General features: G+C 67.8%; 18 protein-coding genes. 11 read left to right on the top strand and 7 right to left on the bottom strand.

The window, feature by feature from the left end:
• Positions 1 to 56: 56 nt before the first annotated feature.
• Both P5W98_RS09225 and P5W98_RS09220 read left to right on the top strand, forming a co-directional pair.
• Entirely contained in the window at positions 57 to 965 is a 909-nt protein-coding gene (locus P5W98_RS09225; RefSeq protein ID WP_421024272.1) for a LysR family transcriptional regulator ArgP, read from the top strand.
• A gap of 757 nt (positions 966 to 1,722) precedes the next feature.
• A complete protein-coding gene (locus tag P5W98_RS09220; protein WP_413188530.1) occupies positions 1,723 to 2,196 on the top strand; it encodes a DUF3331 domain-containing protein in 474 nt (157 codons plus the stop codon).
• A 277-nt stretch (positions 2,197 to 2,473) separates the two neighbouring features.
• Here P5W98_RS09220 and P5W98_RS09215 read toward each other — a convergent pair whose 3' ends face one another.
• Together P5W98_RS09215 and P5W98_RS09210 are read right to left on the bottom strand one after the other, a co-directional pair.
• Positions 2,474 to 3,751, bottom strand: coding sequence for an MFS transporter (locus P5W98_RS09215; RefSeq protein ID WP_421024271.1), 1,278 nt, complete (start codon positions 3,749 to 3,751; stop codon positions 2,474 to 2,476).
• Positions 3,748 to 4,728 (bottom strand): PRC-barrel domain containing protein, encoded by a 981-nt coding sequence (locus tag P5W98_RS09210; protein WP_421024270.1) that lies wholly within the window; start codon positions 4,726 to 4,728, stop codon positions 3,748 to 3,750. Before P5W98_RS09210 ends, P5W98_RS09215 begins: the two co-directional genes overlap by 4 nt.
• A 520-nt stretch (positions 4,729 to 5,248) precedes the next feature.
• Here P5W98_RS09210 and P5W98_RS09205 point away from each other — a divergent pair.
• Entirely contained in the window at positions 5,249 to 6,625 is a 1,377-nt protein-coding gene (locus tag P5W98_RS09205; RefSeq protein ID WP_421025232.1) for an NCS2 family permease, read from the top strand.
• Between the two features lie 175 nt (positions 6,626 to 6,800).
• Here P5W98_RS09205 and P5W98_RS09200 read toward each other — a convergent pair whose 3' ends face one another.
• Positions 6,801 to 7,214, bottom strand: coding sequence for a hypothetical protein (locus P5W98_RS09200; protein ID WP_421024269.1), 414 nt, complete (start codon positions 7,212 to 7,214; stop codon positions 6,801 to 6,803).
• Positions 7,215 to 7,349: 135 nt separating this feature from the next.
• On the opposite strand from P5W98_RS09200, the gene P5W98_RS09195 reads away from it, so the two are divergent.
• Positions 7,350 to 7,835 (top strand): ArsR/SmtB family transcription factor, encoded by a 486-nt coding sequence (locus P5W98_RS09195; RefSeq protein WP_421024268.1) that lies wholly within the window; start codon positions 7,350 to 7,352, stop codon positions 7,833 to 7,835.
• Positions 7,835 to 8,173 (top strand): SRPBCC family protein, encoded by a 339-nt coding sequence (locus P5W98_RS09190; protein ID WP_421024267.1) that lies wholly within the window; start codon positions 7,835 to 7,837, stop codon positions 8,171 to 8,173. Before P5W98_RS09195 ends, P5W98_RS09190 begins: the two co-directional genes overlap by 1 nt.
• Before the next feature lie 111 nt (positions 8,174 to 8,284).
• Here P5W98_RS09190 and P5W98_RS09185 read toward each other — a convergent pair whose 3' ends face one another.
• Complete coding sequence (locus P5W98_RS09185; RefSeq protein ID WP_028221745.1) at positions 8,285 to 8,467, bottom strand: hypothetical protein; 183 nt, start codon at positions 8,465 to 8,467, stop codon at positions 8,285 to 8,287.
• Positions 8,468 to 8,637: 170 nt separating this feature from the next.
• Between P5W98_RS09185 and P5W98_RS09180 the strand changes: the two genes are divergently transcribed.
• The 4 genes from P5W98_RS09180 (at position 8,638) to P5W98_RS09165 (ending at position 12,842) form a co-directional block, all read left to right on the top strand.
• Positions 8,638 to 9,573, top strand: a complete 936-nt coding sequence (locus P5W98_RS09180; RefSeq protein ID WP_421024266.1) for a LysR substrate-binding domain-containing protein — start codon at positions 8,638 to 8,640, stop codon at positions 9,571 to 9,573.
• A gap of 140 nt (positions 9,574 to 9,713) precedes the next feature.
• Entirely contained in the window at positions 9,714 to 11,249 is a 1,536-nt protein-coding gene (gene hutH, locus P5W98_RS09175; protein ID WP_421024265.1) for a histidine ammonia-lyase, read from the top strand.
• Between the two features lie 91 nt (positions 11,250 to 11,340).
• Complete coding sequence (gene hutC / locus P5W98_RS09170; RefSeq protein WP_421024264.1) at positions 11,341 to 12,036, top strand: histidine utilization repressor; 696 nt, start codon at positions 11,341 to 11,343, stop codon at positions 12,034 to 12,036.
• Between the two features lie 149 nt (positions 12,037 to 12,185).
• Entirely contained in the window at positions 12,186 to 12,842 is a 657-nt protein-coding gene (locus P5W98_RS09165; RefSeq protein ID WP_421024263.1) for a hypothetical protein, read from the top strand.
• An 87-nt stretch (positions 12,843 to 12,929) separates the two neighbouring features.
• On the opposite strand, the gene P5W98_RS09160 is transcribed toward P5W98_RS09165, so the two are convergent.
• Positions 12,930 to 13,799 (bottom strand): LysR substrate-binding domain-containing protein, encoded by an 870-nt coding sequence (locus tag P5W98_RS09160; RefSeq protein WP_421024262.1) that lies wholly within the window; start codon positions 13,797 to 13,799, stop codon positions 12,930 to 12,932.
• Between the two features lie 189 nt (positions 13,800 to 13,988).
• Between P5W98_RS09160 and P5W98_RS09155 the strand changes: the two genes are divergently transcribed.
• Together P5W98_RS09155 and P5W98_RS09150 are read left to right on the top strand one after the other, a co-directional pair.
• Complete coding sequence (locus P5W98_RS09155) at positions 13,989 to 15,059, top strand: helix-turn-helix transcriptional regulator (RefSeq protein WP_421024261.1); 1,071 nt, start codon at positions 13,989 to 13,991, stop codon at positions 15,057 to 15,059.
• Positions 15,056 to 17,014: a DUF3857 domain-containing transglutaminase family protein gene (locus P5W98_RS09150; protein WP_421024260.1), complete on the top strand. Its 1,959-nt coding sequence runs from the start codon at positions 15,056 to 15,058 to the stop codon at positions 17,012 to 17,014. The genes P5W98_RS09155 and P5W98_RS09150 overlap by 4 nt, the downstream gene beginning before the upstream one ends.
• Here the strand turns inward: P5W98_RS09150 and P5W98_RS09145 are convergent.
• Entirely contained in the window at positions 17,011 to 18,144 is a 1,134-nt protein-coding gene (locus P5W98_RS09145) for a branched-chain amino acid ABC transporter substrate-binding protein (RefSeq protein ID WP_421025231.1), read from the bottom strand. The two genes, P5W98_RS09150 and P5W98_RS09145, sit on opposite strands and share 4 nt — an antisense overlap.
• A gap of 200 nt (positions 18,145 to 18,344) precedes the next feature.
• Positions 18,345 to 18,806, bottom strand: a complete 462-nt coding sequence (locus P5W98_RS09140; RefSeq protein ID WP_421024259.1) for a hypothetical protein — start codon at positions 18,804 to 18,806, stop codon at positions 18,345 to 18,347.
• Positions 18,807 to 18,844: the final 38 nt, after the last annotated feature.

The raw sequence follows: 18,844 nt of genomic DNA, 5'->3' as shown, positions 1-18,844 counted from the left end.
CGGCCGTGGCTTGCCTAAGCAAAGCTCATTTTCTTAAACTGGATTAAGGAACGCTAATGCTCGACTATGCGTTGCTCGATGCGCTCGCGGCCGTGGTCAGGCACGGCTCGTTCGATCGCGCGGCCGGCGCGCTCAACGTCACGCCTTCGGCGGTCTCGCAGCGCGTGAAGCTGCTGGAGGAGCGCGTGGGTACCGTGCTCGTGAAGCGCGGCCAGCCCTGCGTGGCCACGGCAGCGGGCGCGCTGCTGTGCCGTCACACCGAGCGCGTGCAACTGCTCGAGGCGGAACTGGGCGGCGGCATGCCCACGGTGGCCGGAGCGCTCGACGCATCGCGCCCCACCTTGCGCGTCGCGGTCAATGACGACAGCGTGGGCACCTGGTTCATCGACGCCGTGGCGGGCTTTTGTGTCGAGCGCGGCATCCTGCTCGATCTCGTGATCGACGACCAGGACCATACCGCGCAGCGCATGCGCGACGGCAGCGTGCAGGGCGCCGTGACGACCCAGGCCGAGCCCGTGCAGGGCTGCCGCTCGACGCGGCTTGGGCGCATGCGTTACCTCGCGGTCTGCTCGCCAGCGTTTTTCGAGCGCTATTTTTCCGCCGGCGTGGGACGCGAGGCGCTGCGCCGCGCGCCATGCGTGGAGTTCAATCCAAAGGACCAGCTGCAAAAGCGTTTCGTGCGGCGCATCACGCGTGCGCAGGTGGACGCGCCGCTGCACTGGATTCCGCACGTGGCGGGTTTTCTGCGCTGCTGCGTGAGCGGACTAGGGTGGGGCATGTGCCCGGAACGCATGATCGCGCCGTATCTCGCGCGCGGCGAACTCGTCGAGCTTACGCCGGGACGCACGCTCGACGTCGAGCTCTACTGGCAAAGCTGGCGTTTGTCGATCGGCTGGCTCGACGATTTCGGGGCCATGCTCAGGCACCGCGCGGCCGAGTTCCTCGATCAGGGGCGTGGGGCCTGATCCGCCAGTGAGCGCGGGCCGATTCGTTGTGCGCCCAACCATCGGCCCGGAATTGACGCTCAAATGCCGCGCTCATTGGATGGAATTTGAATTGCCGAATTCGACCGGAATCGCGGTTGCCGCTGTTGCTATTACCCGTGCCTTTGCGATTCGCCGCATAAGGACATGACAAAATCGCTAAAGCACAATTCATTTTTGATTAATGCATCATGAAATAGAGGTGAGTCTCGAATTTCCGTTCTCCGGGGATCCGCATGCTGTGTGCGACAATTCTCCGCGCAGCGCGGTTGTCCTGCCTGATGGGAAACCTCAATATGCCCATGTCATGAAATGGACATGCGTTTCATTGATCGCGCTGCAACGAGTGGCGTGACGGGACGCCACGCGCCGCCGCGCGGCAATAGACAGGAAGCCTGTTGAGGCCGATCCAGCACAGGAACGCTGCATGCGCCCGCAATAGTCTTGTCAATGCTTCGTCGATCCATGCCACCGACACGTATCGGTTATTTTTTCCTGACGCAAATGTTAAAGGTCAACAAATCGGCAAAAAAGTTGCGGAAGTAAATGTAAAGAAACGAGTATTGATGTCTTACAATTGCCGCTGAATGCCGATGGCTGCATTTGCCTGTGTCGGGATTAATGTGTGAATATTCAGTTTTTTCTGTGGCTTGCGAGAATCGCACGCTATAATCCGGACGTGGCAGAGTGCTTATTCGACCGGCATATTTGAATCGTTTCCACGTGCACGAGGTGCATTATGACGAAATTAGATACCGGCAGCGCATGGCAACAAACCATTGATCTTCTGTCCGCCGCCTCGGAGCCTTTGGGCCCGGACGGCGAGCCTGAATGCGTCAGGAGTTGCAAACCGGTACCCATCACGCGCAGCGCATCGGAAGCGGCCAATCGGCGCCGCGCGACCGTGCGTTCGTGGGATGCACAAGGCATTACCTTGATCCGGCGTCATGATCCGGAAAGCATCACCGTCTGCTGGAGCGACGCCACGTATGGGCGTTACTCCGACCAGTTGTGGCGGGTTTGCACCGCGCGTCGCAGCGCCGTGTGCGCGTTGACCGGCGAGAAAATCCGTCGCGGCGACGCAGTGTTCCGCCCCAGCCCCAACCGCCGCCATCGCCCGGCCAATGCCGACGCCATGATTCTTGCCAGCAAGCTGGACGCCTTTCCCAGCGGTGTCGTGGCTGCGCGTCTCGACGAGGCGCTTGCGGCGTAAGCGCTGCGTGGCGCGCGCCTGACCGCCGCATTGCGGTTACATAGCGGTTGCATCGTAGTCGCGTCTCAGTCGGGCCGGCCGCGCCCAGGTTGCAGCGGCAAATCCGCCGCTTGGGTCTGCTTGGGTCTGCTTACGATAGCCCGCATCGAACGTTCGATGCGGGCTGCGGGCGTCTAATCGCCTTCTCCGGCAGCGCCCAGCTTTCCTCCATCCGATGTCTCTTGCTCCGCTGGCCCGTTCGCGGCACGGGCCAGCAGGCTGGGTCTTCACCACACCGTCATGCGGTCTTGTCGCCGACGGTTTCCTCCTCTGACGCGTCGCGCGTCTCCGGCATCACGAACCACACCATCAGTACCGCTGCCGCGCCCGCCGAGGCGAGGCCGAGAAAGCTCACGGTATTGCCCAGATGGTCGGCGACGAACCCCGCGAGCGCGGTGGAGAGCGTGGCGCCAATGCCCGCCGATAACCCGAAGAGCCCGATGCACAGGTTGTAGCGCCCCTTGTCGCCGGCCACGTCGGCGGCGATGAGCGGCAGCATCACGCCGAACACGGCGGCCGAGATGCCGTCGAGCATCTGCACCGGCACGAGGAAGTACGGGTTGCCGACCGCGGCGAACAGCAGCGCGCGCAGCGGCAGGGCGCTGAAGCCGAGAATCAGCACCGGGCGGCGGCCCCAGTGCTGCGCGGTACGGCCCACCCACGGCGACATCAGCGCGACGATCGCTTGCGGCACGATGATGCACGCCGCAATCACGAGCTGCACGTTGTCGCCCATTCCGGCCGTCACTTCGCCCGCCGCAAGGTTCAGCATCGCGGCGTTCGAGAGGTGGAACAGCACCACGCAGGCCGCGAAGGTCAGCATGCGCTTGTCACGCAGCAGATCGAGGATGGTTTCGCGCGGCTCGCCCGGGAGTGCTGCGGTCGCGGCTTTCGCGGGTTTGTCGTCAGGGCGGCTTTTCAGCGGCTTGGGCGCGTGGGCGTGCTTGTCGTACTCGATCATGGCGAGCGCGACGAGCGCGGGCAGCGCGAGCGCCGCCGTGAGCCAGAACACCGCGCGTGGCGAGATGTATTCGCCGCACAGCCCCATCAGGCCCGCCGCGACCGCGCTGCCGATCGAGGCCCAGCGCGCGTTGCGCCCGAGCCGGTCGCCCAGGTTCTGCCGGCCCACCAGCGCGAGCGCGAGCGCCGCCATGGCAGGCACCAGCATGCAGCTCGCAAAGCCGTGGAACACCTCGGCGGCCATCACGGGCACGACGGTCGGGCTCAACGCGAGCAGCACCGCCGAGAGAATGATGGCGATGATCGCCCAGGCGGCGGCGGCCTTCTTGTTGCGCAGGGCGTCCACGGCCGCGCCGCCCGGCACCTGGCTCACCATGGCGCTGATCGTGCCCACCGAGAGCGCCAGGCCGATTTCGCCCTGGGTCCATTTGTGCGAGGCGAGGTAAGAGGCGATGAACGGGCCGAACCCGGTTTGCACGTTCGCGACAAAGAAGTTGAGCCAGTCGAGCGCGCGCACGCTTCGCAGACTGGGGGTGGGATGCGTCGTGCCGGTCATTGGGCACCGCGCGCGGGAGCTGCAGGGGCGGCCGGCGCCGCTGCGGGACTGACGGCGCGAACCGGCAGATCGCTCGCATAGGCGGGCGAAGCGTCGATCTGCTGGTCGCTCATCTCGAGCAGGGCTTCGAGTGCGTTGTTCTTCGTGACGAAACGCAGGGCCGACCAGTCGGCGGCGATCGTGCGGCGCTTCTCCAGCGTGCCGCTCACGTCGAGCACGACAGCGAGCGGGTCGGCGCTGCCGCTGATCAGCACGTCCACCACGCGTCCCACCTTGGCGCCGTTGGCGCGCTCGACGTTGGCGTCGAGCATTGGCAGGCGCGTCGGGCTCGCCTCCGAGGTGCCGGGCTGCGGCGCGCCCGACTTGGGCCGGTCCGGCACCTGCAGCTGGGCGGGCGTGAGCGCGAGCGTGATGGCCGGCGTCTTCGCCGGCGTGTTGATGCGCACGGCGCTCCACGGGAAGTTGGCCTTGCGGTCGCCCACGCCCATGAAGCCTTGCAGGTTCACGACCAGTTCCTGCGGCTTGCCGCCGGGGCCAGCGACCATGTCCACGGCGCGGCCGACGACCTTGCCGTCGGGCTTGCGCACTTCGCTGTCGAGCAGCGTGCGGAAGGTGCCGCGCTCGAGGGTGCGGCTTTGTACGAGCGGGGCGGGCAGCGGGGCGGGGGGCGCGCTCGCGGGCGCGGACGGCGGCGGCGTGGGCTTGGGCCGCCGCACGGGCGGGATGTGCGGTTTTCTGGGCGCGGGCTTTGCCTCGGCCGGCTGCGGAGCGCTTGCCGCTTCGGGCGCGGAGGCGGCTTCGGGTTCGCTCGTGAGCCCCTCCGGCGCGCTCACGCCAATGGGCGCCTCGACGATGGGCGCGGGCGTCTGGTACGGGCTGAACAGGGTGCAGCCCGACAGTGCGGCTAAAGCAAACAGCGCAAGCAGGGCGAGGGCGTACCGGGGGGACAGAACGGGATGTGCGAAACCGCCTCTCATCAACAGAAACTCCAGGAGCGGCCGGCGCGTGGCGCGCGGCGAGGGGAAAACCGGGTCGGGATGCGTGAGAGTTTAACCCGCATGGGGTCCCATTCCGGCCGAAACTGCCGCTAATCTGCTGACAAAACCCGCGTCGCGGGGCCGTTCGGGCGCATTTCAGACGGGCGCGCGAGCGCATCGGAGTGTGGGCGGGGCCCTTGGCGGCCCGGGGTAAACACGAGGCCCGGCGGTGCTTCGCGCCCTGTGTACGGCGATATAAGCGTCGCGGCATGTCGTCAATGTGATTCGCGCGATGGGAGCATGGGACGGGTTCGCCTAATCTTCGAGCCTGTAAAAAGATGTCAAATAAATGAATGGGTATAGCGCGCTGCGAGGCGCGCCTGGCTGGCGTCGACACCACTAGTCAATCCAGACGAGACGAACCTGATGACGGATCCGCACCACATAACGCGGACCGTTTCAGCATGCTGATAAAGGAGGCCTCACCATGATGGAACCCCAGGCACAGCAGGTGGCCGAAATGGCTACCGCTGCGATCCGCAAGGGCGATACCGCCGACGCCGTTGGCTCGACCGGTTTCCTCGACCGTTACTTCGATATTTCCACGCGCGGCAGCTCGGTGCGCCAGGAAAGCGTCGCCGGCATCACCACGTTCCTTGCGATGGTGTATTCCGTGTTCGTCGTGCCGGGCATGCTCGGCAAGGCGGGCTTCGACACCAGCGCGGTGTTTGTCGCCGTATGTCTCACCACGGCGTTCGGCTCGCTGCTGATGGGCTTGTGGGCGCGTCTGCCGATCGCCATCGGCTGCGCGATCTCGCTCACCGCATTCACCGCGTTCGGCCTCGTGCTCGGCAAGGGCCTGAAGCCCGAAGTCGCGCTCGGCGCCGTGTTCCTGATGGGCCTCGTGTTCACCAGCATCTCGGTCACCGGCGTGCGCTCGTGGATCCTGCGCAACCTGCCGCACGGTATCGCGCACGGCACGGGCATCGGCATCGGCCTGTTCCTGCTGCTGATCGCCGCCAACGACGTGGGCCTCGTGATCAAGAACCCGGGCGCCGGCCTGCCGGTTTCGCTCGGTCCGGTCACCTCGCTGCCCGTGATCCTCTCGGTGGTCGGTCTCGCCGCGATCTTCGGCCTCGTGCGCCGCCGCGTGCCGGGCTCGATCCTGATCGTGATCGTCGCAATCTCGGCGCTCGGTCTTGCCATCGACCCGGCCGTGACGTTCCACGGCGTGTTCGCGTGGCCGTCGCTCTCGGCGCCGGGCCATGCCTCGCTGATCGGTGCCATGGACATCAAGGGCGCGCTCTCGCTCGCCGTGCTGCCGAGCGTGCTCGCACTCGTGATGACCGCCGTGTTCGACGCGACCGGCACGATCCGCGCCGTGGCGGGCCAGGCTGGCCAGCTCGACGCCAGCGGCCGCATCATCAACGGCGGCCGCGCACTCACGGCCGACTCGGTCAGCTCGATCTTCTCGGGCTTCTTCGGCGGCGCGCCGGCAGCGGCTTACATCGAATCGACGGTGGGCGTGGCAGCAGGCGCCAAGACCGGCATGGCCGCAGCCGTGGTGGGCGTGCTGTTCCTCGCGGTGATGTTCTTCGCGCCGCTCGCGGGCCTCGTGCCTTCCTACGCCACGGCGCCGGCGCTCATGTATGTGGGCCTGATGATGCTCTCGAGCGTCTCGCGCCTCGACATGGACGACATGGTGGATGCGATGTCGGGCCTCGTGTGCGCCGTGTTCATCGTGCTCACCGCCAACATCGTCACGGGCATCATGCTGGGCTTCGCGACGCTCGTGATCGGCCGCGTGGTGAGCGGCGAGTTCAAGAAGCTCAACGTCGGCACGGTGATCATCGCTGCTGTGCTCGTGGCGTTCTACCTGGGCGGCTGGGCTATCTGATGCGCGGCTAGCGCCCACATAGCCCGGTCTTCGGCAAGACGGACCCGAGGCGGCCCGTCCTGCCGGCTTCACGGCCCGCGTTCGCTTTGTGGCGGCGCGGGCCGTGCGGCATTCGGCGCGCGCAATTGTGCGCGCCCGGCGCGCCTTGGCGGCGTTCGCAAGCGCGGGCGCCTCCTCACTTCGGCAGCACGCTGTTGCCTCGTCGCTTGCCCGATTTGCCGGTCGATTTGCGCGCCGATTTGCGTGGCTTGGGCTCCACGCCCACGCGCGGGTCGCGCGCCAGCACGAGTTCGGTCAGGCGCTGCGCGGCGGTTTCGAATTCCGCATCGTCCTGCGTGACGTGCAGCCACTTGCCCAGCACCGGATGCGGCTGCAACGAAGGTATTTCGTCGATGAGCGCGGCGTGCCGATCGTGCGACGTGCAGACCAGCAGGCCGTTAAAGGGCTTTTCGCGGTCGGCGGCGATGAGGCAGAGCAGGCCATCCATATAGGCGGCGTCGGCGCCGAACATCTGCTTGTGCAGATAGCCGGGGTCACGCTCGAAGGCATCGAAGATCCAGAGCAGGGAATTGCGGATTTTGGACGGCATGGCGCAAAGATCTCCGGATGGCTTGAGAAGGCGTGCCGGTGTAAAGATATCGAGGCACGACGCCGCGAAAACGCATTTTAAGGGCTGCGCGAATGCTGCCTTGACATCGGCGGCGCCCCTCCTATGCTTAACCGCATGGTTAAGCATGAAGACGACGCGTTGAACCGCATCTTCGCGGCACTGGCGGACCCCACGCGGCGCGCGCTGCTGGCGCGGCTCGCCCAGCAGGACGCGCTCTCGGTGAGCGCGCTCGCGCAGCCGTTCGCGATGTCGCTGCCCGCGGTGATGAAGCATCTGGATGTGCTCGCCGATGCGGGGCTCGTCCTGCGCGCGAAGACCGGGCGCACGGTGGCGTGCCGGCTCGCGGCGGGGCCGATGGAGGACGCGATGCAGTGGCTCGCGCACTACGAACGCTTCTGGAGCAGCGCACTCGATCGTCTCGCCGCTTTTGTGGAGGAGGAGGCATGTCCACCCAGCCCAGCCGTCCGGAGCACCGCGCGGAGCACGGCGCGGGAACAGCCAGCGCCGCCGCCCACGCCGGCCCCAGCCTCATTGTCAGGCGCCGCATCGACGCGAGCGTCGCGAAGGTCTACGCGGCATGGACGCAAGCCGCGCAACTGATGCGCTGGATGCATCCGCTCGACACGATCTGCCTGCATGCCGAGGCCGATGTGCGCGTGGGCGGACGTTTTCGCGTGATCATGCGCTCGCCCGGCGGCGAAGAATACGACGCGAGCGGCACGTATCTGGACGTCGTGCCCGAGGCGAAGCTCGTATTCACATGGGCATGGCGCAGCGAACCCGAGCGCGAATCGCGCGTGACGGTCGTGCTGCGCGCCGATGGCCCGACGACGGAGGTCATGCTGCGCCACGAACGCTTCCTCGACGAAGCCACGCGCGATGCGCATCGCGAAGGATGGTCGAGCGCGCTCGATCGTCTGGTGGAGCTGTTCGAATGACGGTATTCGGTTGAGCCGGTCACGGTCGGATCGACGTGAAGGCGCCCGCCAGGATGACGCGGCGCGCAACTGTTTCGGAGGACGAATAGACGGGATGGAGGCGCTAAAACGCTAGAGCGACATCTCGAAAGCGGGGCGCAGCAATACCTCGATGGCCATCACGATGAGGCCCATCGCGGCGGCCGCGAGGGTCAGCGTGCCATATTCGTCGTAGCGCGAGTCGTACAGACACGCAACCACGAAGAGGATGGCGAGCAGATTGGTCAGCCAGTAGAAGTTCAGCGCGAGAGGCATGGGGTTGCCGGAGTAAAAGACGCGACGGCGGATAGTGCGATTCGGGGCGATTCTATCGAACCGACCTTACGGATACGCAACAGCATGGTGGTCCTGGACACGCATTCAGGCGGCTTTTTAGGCCCGCTCAGCCGTGTTAGTCTCGGATCAATCTTGACTGCGGATCAATAATGAAAACATCGACCGACGAATTGCTCGTATTCGTCACGGTGATCGATGCGGGGTCGATCACCGCCGCCGCCGAAAAACTCGAGCAGACCGTCTCCGGCGTGAGCCGGGCGCTCACGCGGCTCGAAAAGCAGCTGGGCGTGGCGCTGCTCGTGCGCACCACGCGCCGCCTGCAATTGACCGAGGAGGGCGAGCTGTTTCTCGAACGCGCGCGCGCCATTCTCACGGCGATGGAGGACGCGGAAGAGGCCGTCTCGCGCCATCGCGAGCAGCCCTCGGGACGCTTGCGTGTGGATGCGGGCGCGCCTTTCATGCTCCATTGCATCGCGCCGCACATGGCCGCGTTTGCCCAACGCTATCCGCTGATCGAGCTCGAACTGACGAGCCATGAGCGCATCGCCGATCTGCACGAGCAGCGTGTCGATATTGCCATTCGAGTTGGCGCTTTCGAGGATGCCGCGCTGCACGCGCGCACGCTGGGCGCGAGCCGGCGTCATGTGGTGGCGAGCCCGGCCTATCTCGCGGCGCGCGGCACGCCGCGCACGCTTGCGCAATTGCGCGAGCACCGGCTGATCGGCTTCACGGCGCCCACGCAGGCGAACTGCTGGCCGCTTGGCGGGGCGTCGTCCGCGGCGCAGGCATCGCTGCTCGACGACATGCCAGCCACGCCCGGGGGCTTCGTGGCCCATCCGACGCTCGCGGCGTCGAGCGGCGAGACGATACGCCAGCTCGCGCTCGCTGGCGCGGGCGTCGCCTGCCTGTCCGATTTCATGACCGCCGGGGATCGCGCGGCCGGCCGCCTCGTGACCCTGCTCGACGACGTGCTCGTCGCCGAGCAACAGCCGATCCACGCTGTCTATGACCGCAGTGCGACGCTTGCCGCGCGCGTGCAGGGCTTCCTCGCATTTATCGGCGGCAGGCTGGAGGCGCTGGCCTGACGGGCACGCCTGCATCGCCGTGGCGATGCAGGCGCGAACTCATGGATTGTCCCAGGCCGGCGGGGGCTCGCGGAGGTTGTCTATACAGGCTCGCCAGGCTAGACTCCACGTCACTTGACTTGTATAGACAGGATTCGATCATGCTTCTTACGCCCGGCCATCTGACCCTCACGCAACTGCGCCAGATCGCGCGCGCAGCGGACAGCAGTAGCGTCCAGCTCCAGCTCGACCCCGCAAGCTTCGCGGCGATCGACGCGAGCGCGCGCACCGTTGCCGAGATCACGGCCAAGGGCGATCCCGCCTACGGCATCAACACGGGCTTCGGCCGCCTCGCCAGCACGCATATTCCGACCGATCAGCTCGAACTGCTGCAGCGCAATCTGGTGCTCTCGCACGCGGTGGGCGTGGGCGAGCCGATGTCGCTGCCGGTCGTGCGCCTCATGATTGCGCTGAAGCTGTCGAGCCTGGGTCGCGGTCACTCGGGCATCCGCCGCGAAGTGATGGAAACGCTCATCAAGCTGTTCAATGCGGACGTGCTGCCGGTGATCCCCGTGAAGGGCTCGGTGGGTGCTTCAGGCGACCTCGCGCCGCTTTCGCACATGTCGGCGGTGCTGCTGGGCGTGGGCGAAGTGTTCATCCGCGGCAAGCGCGCCAGCGCCGAAGCGGGTCTGGCCGCCGCCGGCCTCAAGCCGATAGCGCTGCAAGCGAAGGAAGGCCTCGCGCTGCTGAACGGCACGCAAGCCTCCACGGCGCTGGCGATCTACAACCTGTTCGCCATCGAAGACCTGTACCGCACCGCGCTGGTCTCGGGCGCGCTGTGCGTGGACGCGGCCGCCGGCTCGGTCAAGCCGTTCGACGCGCGCATTCACGAACTGCGTGGCCATCGCGGCCAGATCGAAGCGGCCTCGGCCTATCGCGCGCTGCTCGACGGCTCGGCGATCAATCTCTCGCACCGCGATTGCAGCAAGGTCCAGGACCCGTACTCGCTGCGCTGCCAGCCGCAGGTGATGGGCGCGTGCCTCGACCAGATGCGCCACGCCGCGCAAGTGCTGCTGATCGAAGCCAATGCGGTCTCGGACAACCCGCTGATCTTCCCGGACACCAAGGAAGTCATCTCGGGCGGCAACTTCCACGCGGAGCCGGTGGCGTTCGCAGCCGACAATCTCGCGCTGGCCGCCGCCGAAATCGGCGCGCTCGCCGAGCGCCGCATCGCGCTGCTGATCGACGCGACGCTCTCGGGCCTGCCGCCGTTCCTCGTGAAGGACGGCGGCGTGAACTCGGGCTTCATGATCGCGCACGTGACGGCGGCGGCATTGGCTTCGGAGAACAAGACGCTCGCGCATCCGGCCTCGGTGGATTCGCTGCCGACTTCGGCGAACCAGGAAGACCACGTGTCGATGGCGACCTTCGCCGCGCGCAAGCTCGCCGACATCGCCGGCAACACGGCCAACATTCTCGCGATCGAGCTGCTGGCCGCGGCCCAGGGCGTGGACCTGCGCGCGCCGCATGCGACCAGCCCGGCGCTGCAGAAGGTGATGGCTGCGGTGCGCAAGGAAGTGCCGCACTACGACCTGGACCGCTACTTCGCACCCGATATCGCGGCCATGGCGGAACTCGTGCAGAACGGCGCCATCGCCGCGCACAGCCCGTTCGCGTTCGAGTCCGAAGCGCACTGAGCGTCGTATTGAAGGCAACGGCGAAGATGCGGCCGGTGGCGCGAAGCGCGCATGACGCGCCGTCGAATCCATCGGCCCCTTCGACCAGGCAATGAACGCACCCGCATACCAGGGCATCAAGGACTTCATTCTTGCGCGCATCCACGCGGGCGAGTGGAGCGAGGGCGACCAGGTGCCCTCGGAGAACGAGCTCGCGCGCGAGTTCAAGGTCGCGCGCATGACGGTGAATCGCGCGCTGCGCGAGCTGACCGCAGAGCAGGTGCTCACGCGCGTGCAGGGTGCGGGCACCTTCGTTGCGCGTCCCAAGTACGAGTCCACGCTGGTGGCGATCCGCAGCATCTCCGACGAAATCCTCGCGCGCGGCCATGGCTATCGCGCCGAGGTGCTGGAGATCGGCGTGCTGCCCGCCGACGAGGCGCTCGCGATAGAGATGGGGCTGCGCACGAACGACCGGGTGTTCTACTCGCGCATGCTGCACTTCGAGAACGACGAGCCCGTGCAACTGGAGGAGCGCTGGGTCAATCCCGATGTCGCGCCCGATTACGTGGAGCAGGACTTCACGGCCACCACGCCTAACCACTACCTCATGCGCGTCGCGCCGCTCCAGGGCGTGGAGTACCGCATCGAGGCGCTTGCCCCGCAGGGCGACACGCGCGCGCGGCTCAAGATGAACGAGGTCGAGCCGTGTCTCGTCCTGCACCGGCGCACCCGCTCGAGCGGGCGCGTGGCTTCGGTGGCGAACCTGTGGCATCCGGGCAGCCGGTATCGCTTCACCGGACACTTCTAGACGGTGCCTCGGCGGCGTGCTTCCCGCCGTCCCCCCCTTTTTTATTCGCGTGCGTTGATGCCGCTTGCGGGTTGCGTCCTGCCTTGCGATGCGGCTAACCTTCAGGCATCGGCCAGGCTTGCACGGCCCACGAGGGAGGACCTCCGCAAATGGAAGATTCCAGCGCAACGCTCATGCCGACGTGGCGCGCGAACCTCGCGCTGCTCACGCGCGAAGTGGGCGCGGTCACGCGGCTCGCGAGGATGATGACGTTTTCGGCGAGCCACATGAAACTGATTGCTTCGGGGCAGCGCGATTTCAGCGCGGAGTTCGTGCGCGGCATCGAGGCCGTCACCGGCTTGCCCGAAGGCTGGATGGACGAGCGGCACGGCGCCGTCGAGGTGCCCCAGGAGGCGCGCGACGCGATCGCCGACGAAACGCCGCGCGCGCGCTTTCGCGGCACCGCGCATCCGGTGCGCAAGGCGCCCGTGCTGCGCACCGAGCCGATCTTCGGCCATGGCGCGGACGCCCGGCGCGCGCAGGGCACGGCTGCCCAGGACGCGCAACGGCGCCTCGCGGGCACGCGCAAGATTCGCGAGTTGGCCGCGCAGGACGTGCGCAAGCTCGAACGGCACCTGAGCATGCTGCCGGTGGAGCCGGAGGCGTTGCGCGCGCGCATCGAAGACGTGATTGCCCATGCCGAGCACGACGAGCGCTCGCGCGCCGATCTCGAAGGCCGGCTCGAACAGATCGAGAAGCACCGCGAGTTGCTTTTGCGCCACATCACGCGACTTCATGCGCTGCTTACGCGCTCGATCGACGACTGACGCCGGCGGCCGCAATCAGGGCCGCTACCGGGGCCGCGACGGGGGCCGCGACGGGGGCCGCGACGCCGCGCCAGGCGGCGCAACGCCTCAGACCCGCAGTTCAGCGAGAATCTGCTCGGCGAGAAAATCGCAGGTAGGCCGGTTCGAGCGGGCGCTGCGCGCGAGCACCACTTCGAGTTCGGGCAAGGCCGGCAGACCATGCTGCCGGCCCAGCGTGAGGAAGGTTTCGGGCACTGCGCAGCGCGCGAGCGGCGCGACCGCGAGGCCCGCCGCGACCATGCTGCACAGCCCCATCAGGCTCGGACTTTCATAGGACGTGCGATAGGCGATGTTTTCGCGTTCGAGCGCGGCAATCGCGTTCGAACGCGCGACGCTGCCCGCGCTGAAGAGCGCGATGGGCAGGGGGCGCTCGCGCCAGACCTCCCGGCCGATGGCCGCGCTCGCCTGAGCAGGCGGCCCGGCCCAGACCATCGGCTCGAAGCGGATGAATTCGCCGGCGAGTTCGCGCGTGCCCGTCACGCAGGCCAGATCGATCTTGTTGTCCTTCACGAGCGGCGCGAGCGCGCTGCTCGGCAGCCCGACCACCTGAATCTCCACTTTCGGCCAGTTCGCCGAGAACTTGCGCAGCACCTGCGGCAGCAGCGACGACGCATAGTCGTCGGGCATGCCGATCGACACTCGGCCCGTGACTTCGGGGTGTGCGAGCGAGGCCCACGCTTCGTCGCGCAGCGCGAGCATGCGCCGAGCGTAGGCGATCAGCGTGTGGCCGTCGGGCGTGGGCGTGACGTTGCGCGGCGCGCGAGTGAAGAGCGGCTTGCCGAGCGTGTCTTCCAGCGCGCGGATCTGCATGGAGAGTGCGGCCTGCGAACGGTGCACGAGCGCCGCGCCGCGCACGAAGCTGCCGGCGTCGGCCACGGCCACCACCATCGCAAGGACATCGAAATCGAGGGTCTTCATGGGTACGGGATGCGCGTCATGGGGCAACGCTGCATCAGTAAAACTGATTGAAACATTCAATATAACGCGTTTGCCTGAACGTTGCGACGCTCGCAGGGGGCCGGCCGTCTTTTCGATGTGCTGCAACCGATGTGCAGCGACCGATGTGCTACAACGAAAGCCGAACTCCATCGTCCAGCTGAGGCCGACATGTCCGTTCTCGCCGCCCGTCTGCAACGCGCCCTCGCGCAACGCACGCGCGAGGGCGCGGCGCGCCCGCCGCTCGTGCGCAGGCTCGCGTCCGGGCCCGGCTGGCAGGCCGACGACGTCGTCTGCACGTTCGGCCCCGCCGACCGGCCCTATGAGGAGCGCCACGCGAGCGCGTGCCTCGCGATCGTCGCGGCCGGGTCGTTCGGCTACCGCTGCGGTGCGGGCAAGGCCGGCCGTGGGCGCGGCCCGGAACTGATGACGCCCGGCGCGATCATGCTGGGCGAGCCGGGCGCGTGCTTCGAATGCGGCCACCGCCATGGCGCGGGCGACCGCTGCATCTCGTTTCATTTCGATCCGGACTGGCTCGAAGAGCAGGCCGCCGCAGCGGGCCTCGTGCCTCGCGCGCGGCGCTGGAGCGCGCTGCGCGTGCCGCCGCTGCGCGCGCTCGCGCCACTGGTTGCGCGCGCCTGCGCGAACGTCGAGGTGCTGGAGCGCGGGGCCGCAGCGCCCGCCGCGTGGGATGAGCTGGCGATTGCGCTGGCGGTGGCGACCTTGCGCGTGAGCGCGGACAGCAAGGACATGCGCGGGCCGGACCCGGTGCAAGCCAGCGCGACGTCGACGACCGGAGCGGGGCCATCGGCGGCCGCAGCCGCACGCGTGGCCGCGACGCTGCGTCTGATTGAAGAGACGCCCGATTCGCCGCACACGCTCGCGAGCCTCGCGGCGGCGGCGGGCGTGAGCGAGTTCTACTTCCTGCGGACCTTTTCGGCGGTGGCGGGCGTGACGCCGCATCAATACCTGCTGCGCTCGCGTTTGCGCGCGGCCGCGCTGCGGCTGTGCGCCGGGGAGGGTGGCGAGAAGATCATCGACATTGCACTGGAGAGCGGCTTCAACGATCTGTCCAACTTCAACGCGGCGTTTCGCGCGGAGTTCGGCGCGAGCCCGCGAGCGTGGCGTGACGCGATGCGCGCCCGCGAACTCGCGGCGACGTCCTGGCCGCGCGCGGCGAGCGCGACGCCCGCACCCAACGCGACGGCCACGACGAACGCAGCGGCGCCGCGCGTGCCATGAGCGCCGCGCGCGCAAGGGCCGGTGCATTCGCGCTTGCATGGGCGCTGGCGTTCGCCTGGCCGCGCGCGCAGGCGCAGGTGCAGCCGCAGCCGCCTTCCGGAGCGCAGACACGAGCGCAGGCGCCCGAGGATTCCCTGGATCTCGCCGATTCGCCGCCCGCCACGCTCGAACGCGATGTCCACGAATTCGTCGTGCAGCGAGACGGCTCGATCGAGGAGCACGACGACTCGACGATGCGCGCCGACACCACGGCCGGCGTCGATGCCGTCGCGCAGCGCTACGTCTGGTTCAATAAGGATATCGAAACGATCACTGCGCTCTCGGCGTACACCATCGACCCCGACGGCACCCTGCGCGAAGTGGCGCCAGGCGCGATCCGCGACGTTCAGGAGCCGCGCTCGGCGGGCGCGCCGACCTTCCAGGACGGCGTGCTGCGCACCGTGATCTTTCCGGGCGTGCAGCCGGGTTCGCGCGTGCGCCTCGTCTGGACCAAGCGCCGCGCCAGGGCGCTGCGAGCCGGCATGTTCTCGTACTTCGCCGAACCGCCGGGCGAGCCGGTCGAGCTTCAGCGCCTCGTCTTCGATCTGCCGGCGGACTTGCCGCTTCATGTCGATGCACGCGGTTATGAGGCGCTCGCGCCCGTGACCGAGAACGGCCGCACGCGCTACGCCTTCGAGTATCACCATGGCCCTTACGCGCCGCTGGAGCCGGGCGCCGTGGCCCGCGTGAACTGGGGCGCGCGCCTGATGGTGACGACCTTGCCCGACTACGCAGCCTTTGCCGCGCGCTACCGCGATGCAGCTGCCGATCCCACCGCGACCGATCCGTCCATCGCGGCCTTCGCGCAAACGCTCACGGCGGGGCTGGCGGATCCGCGCGAGAGGGCCGCGCGCATCTACGACTGGATGCGCCTGAATATCCGCTACGTGGCGCTTTTTCTGGGCGAGACCGCAGCGGCCCCGCACCGCGCGGTCGACATCCTGCGCGCGCGTTACGGCGACTGCAAGGACCACGTCGCGCTGTTCACCGCATTGCTCGCGGCGGTGGGCATTCGCGCCGAAGCGGCGCTGCTGAACCTCGGCCCCGTCTATGCGCTGCCATCGGTGCCGGGCTACGGCGTGGAGGCGATCGATCATGTGATCGCGTGGCTGCCCGACCTGGGCGTGTTCGCCGATACCTCGTCGGGCGGCGTGGCGTTCGGCTATTTGCCGGCGGGCGTGCTGGATCGCCCGGCGCTGCTCGTCGACGACGGCGTGCTCGTGCGCACGCCCGCCACGCAGCCACGCGAGCGCACGGCGCGGCTCGAAATCGACGCGGGAGCCGATGGCGGCGCTGCGTACCGCTATCGCGTGGAGGACACGGGCGCGGGTGCGGAACTCGAGCGCAACACGCTGCGCCGCGCGACGCGTCGCCAGGCGCGGGAGATCGCTTTGCAGCGGCTGCGCCAGGCTGGCTTGACGGGCACCGCGCAGGTTTCGACGAGTGCGCTCGGCGCGACGCAGGGGCCGTTCGCCGTCACCGTCGCCGGCACGCTCGACCATGTCGTCTGGCGCGATGGCACGACGGCGCTGCCTGCCTTGAGCAGCTTACCGGGCGGCATCGCCTCGCAGCTCGACGCGTGGCTCGCGGTGCCGCAGCGCACGCAGCCGTGGGCCTGTGTGGGCGGCGATTTCGAGGAGCATGCGCAAATCGTGTTGCCCGCGTTCGCGCGCGTGACCGACTGGCCGCACGACATGTCGGCGAGTGCGGACGCGGATGGCGCCCGGCTCGACTACGCGTCGCACTACGTGTTCGATCCGGCGTCGCGCACGGTGCAGATTTCGCGCAGGCTTGCCGCGCATTTCGGGCGGCAGATGTGCTCGCCGGATCAGTTCGCGCAGATGCACGATGCGCTCGTGCGCATGCAGCGCGATACGCGTGCGCAGATCGTCGTGCGTGCTCGGGGCGAGCGTTAGCCGCCGCGCGTGGTTACCGGCACCCACGCACCTTGCTTTAATCGATAGAGCGTTGCAGCGCCGTTCTTGAGCGCGCCTTGATCGTCGAAGGCGATGTGGCCCGTGACGCCGTCGAAGGACAGGGTCTTGAGCGCGCCGCGCCAGACCTCGGGATTCGCCGATCTGGCGGCCGCCATCGCGTGAATGGCCGCCCACGCCGCGTCGTAGCCGAACGGCGCATAGGCGAGCACATCGACGCCGAAACGGCTCTTGAACCGTTGCGCGAAGTGCGGGCCGTCGGGCAGTTGCGCGAGCGGGCGGCCGTACTCCCACGCGAGCGTGCCTTCGCCCGCCACGCCCGCGAGGCGCACGAAGTCGGGAAGCGCCACGCCGCCGCCGCCCACGAACTGCGCGTTCATGCTGCGCGCCTTCATTTGCCTCACGAGCGCCGCGGCCTCGTGCGCGAGGCCGCCGAAATAGAGCAGGTCGGCGTTGGCGGCCTGGATGCGCGCGAGCTGCGGGCCGAAGTCGACGCTCTCGCCCGGTTTGCCCGATTCGCTCGTCGCGAAGTCGCGCGCGACCACGATGCCGCCGCGCGCTTTCACGGCGCGCTCGAACACGTCGGCTTCGCCCTGGCCGAATGCGCTGCGGTCGTCGAAGATGGCGATGCGCCGCGCCTTGATCTCGTCGACGGCCCATGCGCCCGCCATGCCGGCGGACCGCGCGTCGGTCGCGATCACCGCGAAGGTGTTCGCGAAGCCTTGCGAAGTCAGGGTGGGGTTGGTCGCGGTGGGCGCGATCATGGGGATGCCGGCGCTTTCATAGATGCGCGAGGCCGCGATGGCCGCGCCCGAGTTGAAGTGGCCGATCACCGCCGCCACGTTCTCATTGGCGAGCCGCGCGGCGGCCTGCACGCCGCCGCGCGGGTCGGCGCGATCGTCGATGCTGACGAGCTCGAAGTGCGCGGTTTGATCGCCGATCTTCACGCCTTGAGCGTTGGCGTCGTCGATGGCGAGCTGCGCGCCTTTTTGCAGGTCGCGGCCATAGTTGGCATAGTCGCCGCTCAGTGGCGCGGCGAAGCCAATCCGTATGGTGAGCACGGTGGGCGGCCCGGTCGCAGGTGCGGCGGCGCCGGGCGCCGCGGCGAACATGCTCAAGAGCGCACCGAGCGTGGCTGCGAGCAGTGCGGCGCGCCGCGACGCACGGGGCAGCGCACCGGATGGGCGAGGTGGCGTGTGGCGCGATCTCATCGTGGCTCCTGGCGCAGCGTTGTTGTTCTATGTGGTTCGGTCGTGCCGCGAGCGTGTCGTGCTTGTGCCGCGTGTCGTGCGCGTGTTGCGGTCTTGCGCGCTCAACGCTGCGCTTGCATTGCAAGCAGCGTTTCGCGCAGGCGCACGAGCGGCGCCATGGTGTCTTCGTTGGCCCAGCCTTCGAGATCGTCGAGCGCGCGGTTGCAGCCGTCGAGCACCACGTCCAGATCGATGGGCACGCCGTTGGCCAGCGCAAGGCGCACGATCGTCTCGAAGCGCTCGCAGTCGTCGTCGCCATAGGCAATGTCGAGATTGTCGGCGATGGTCTGTGCGATGTCGCTGCGCTGGCGGTCTTCTTCGTCGACGAAGTCGATGATGCCGCGCGCCACTTCGGGTGCGTGATAAAGCGCGATGTCGAGCCAGACGGCTGCGTCGAAATCGGCTTCATGGCTTTGCTCTTCGAAGTATTCGATGGCTTCCTGCTCGTGCGTTTCGCCGGCGTCGACGGCAAGGCACAATTGCTCGAAATACTCTTCCTGTTCGCTGCGGATGGGGTGGGACATCGATCGATCTCTTGACTAACGGAGGGCTTGCGGCTCGC

It is taken from the genome of Paraburkholderia sp. A1BS-2L (genome assembly GCF_051125205.1).
Classification (GTDB): Bacteria; Pseudomonadota; Gammaproteobacteria; order Burkholderiales; family Burkholderiaceae; genus Paraburkholderia.
This window is presented reverse-complemented; position numbering and strand designations above follow the sequence as displayed.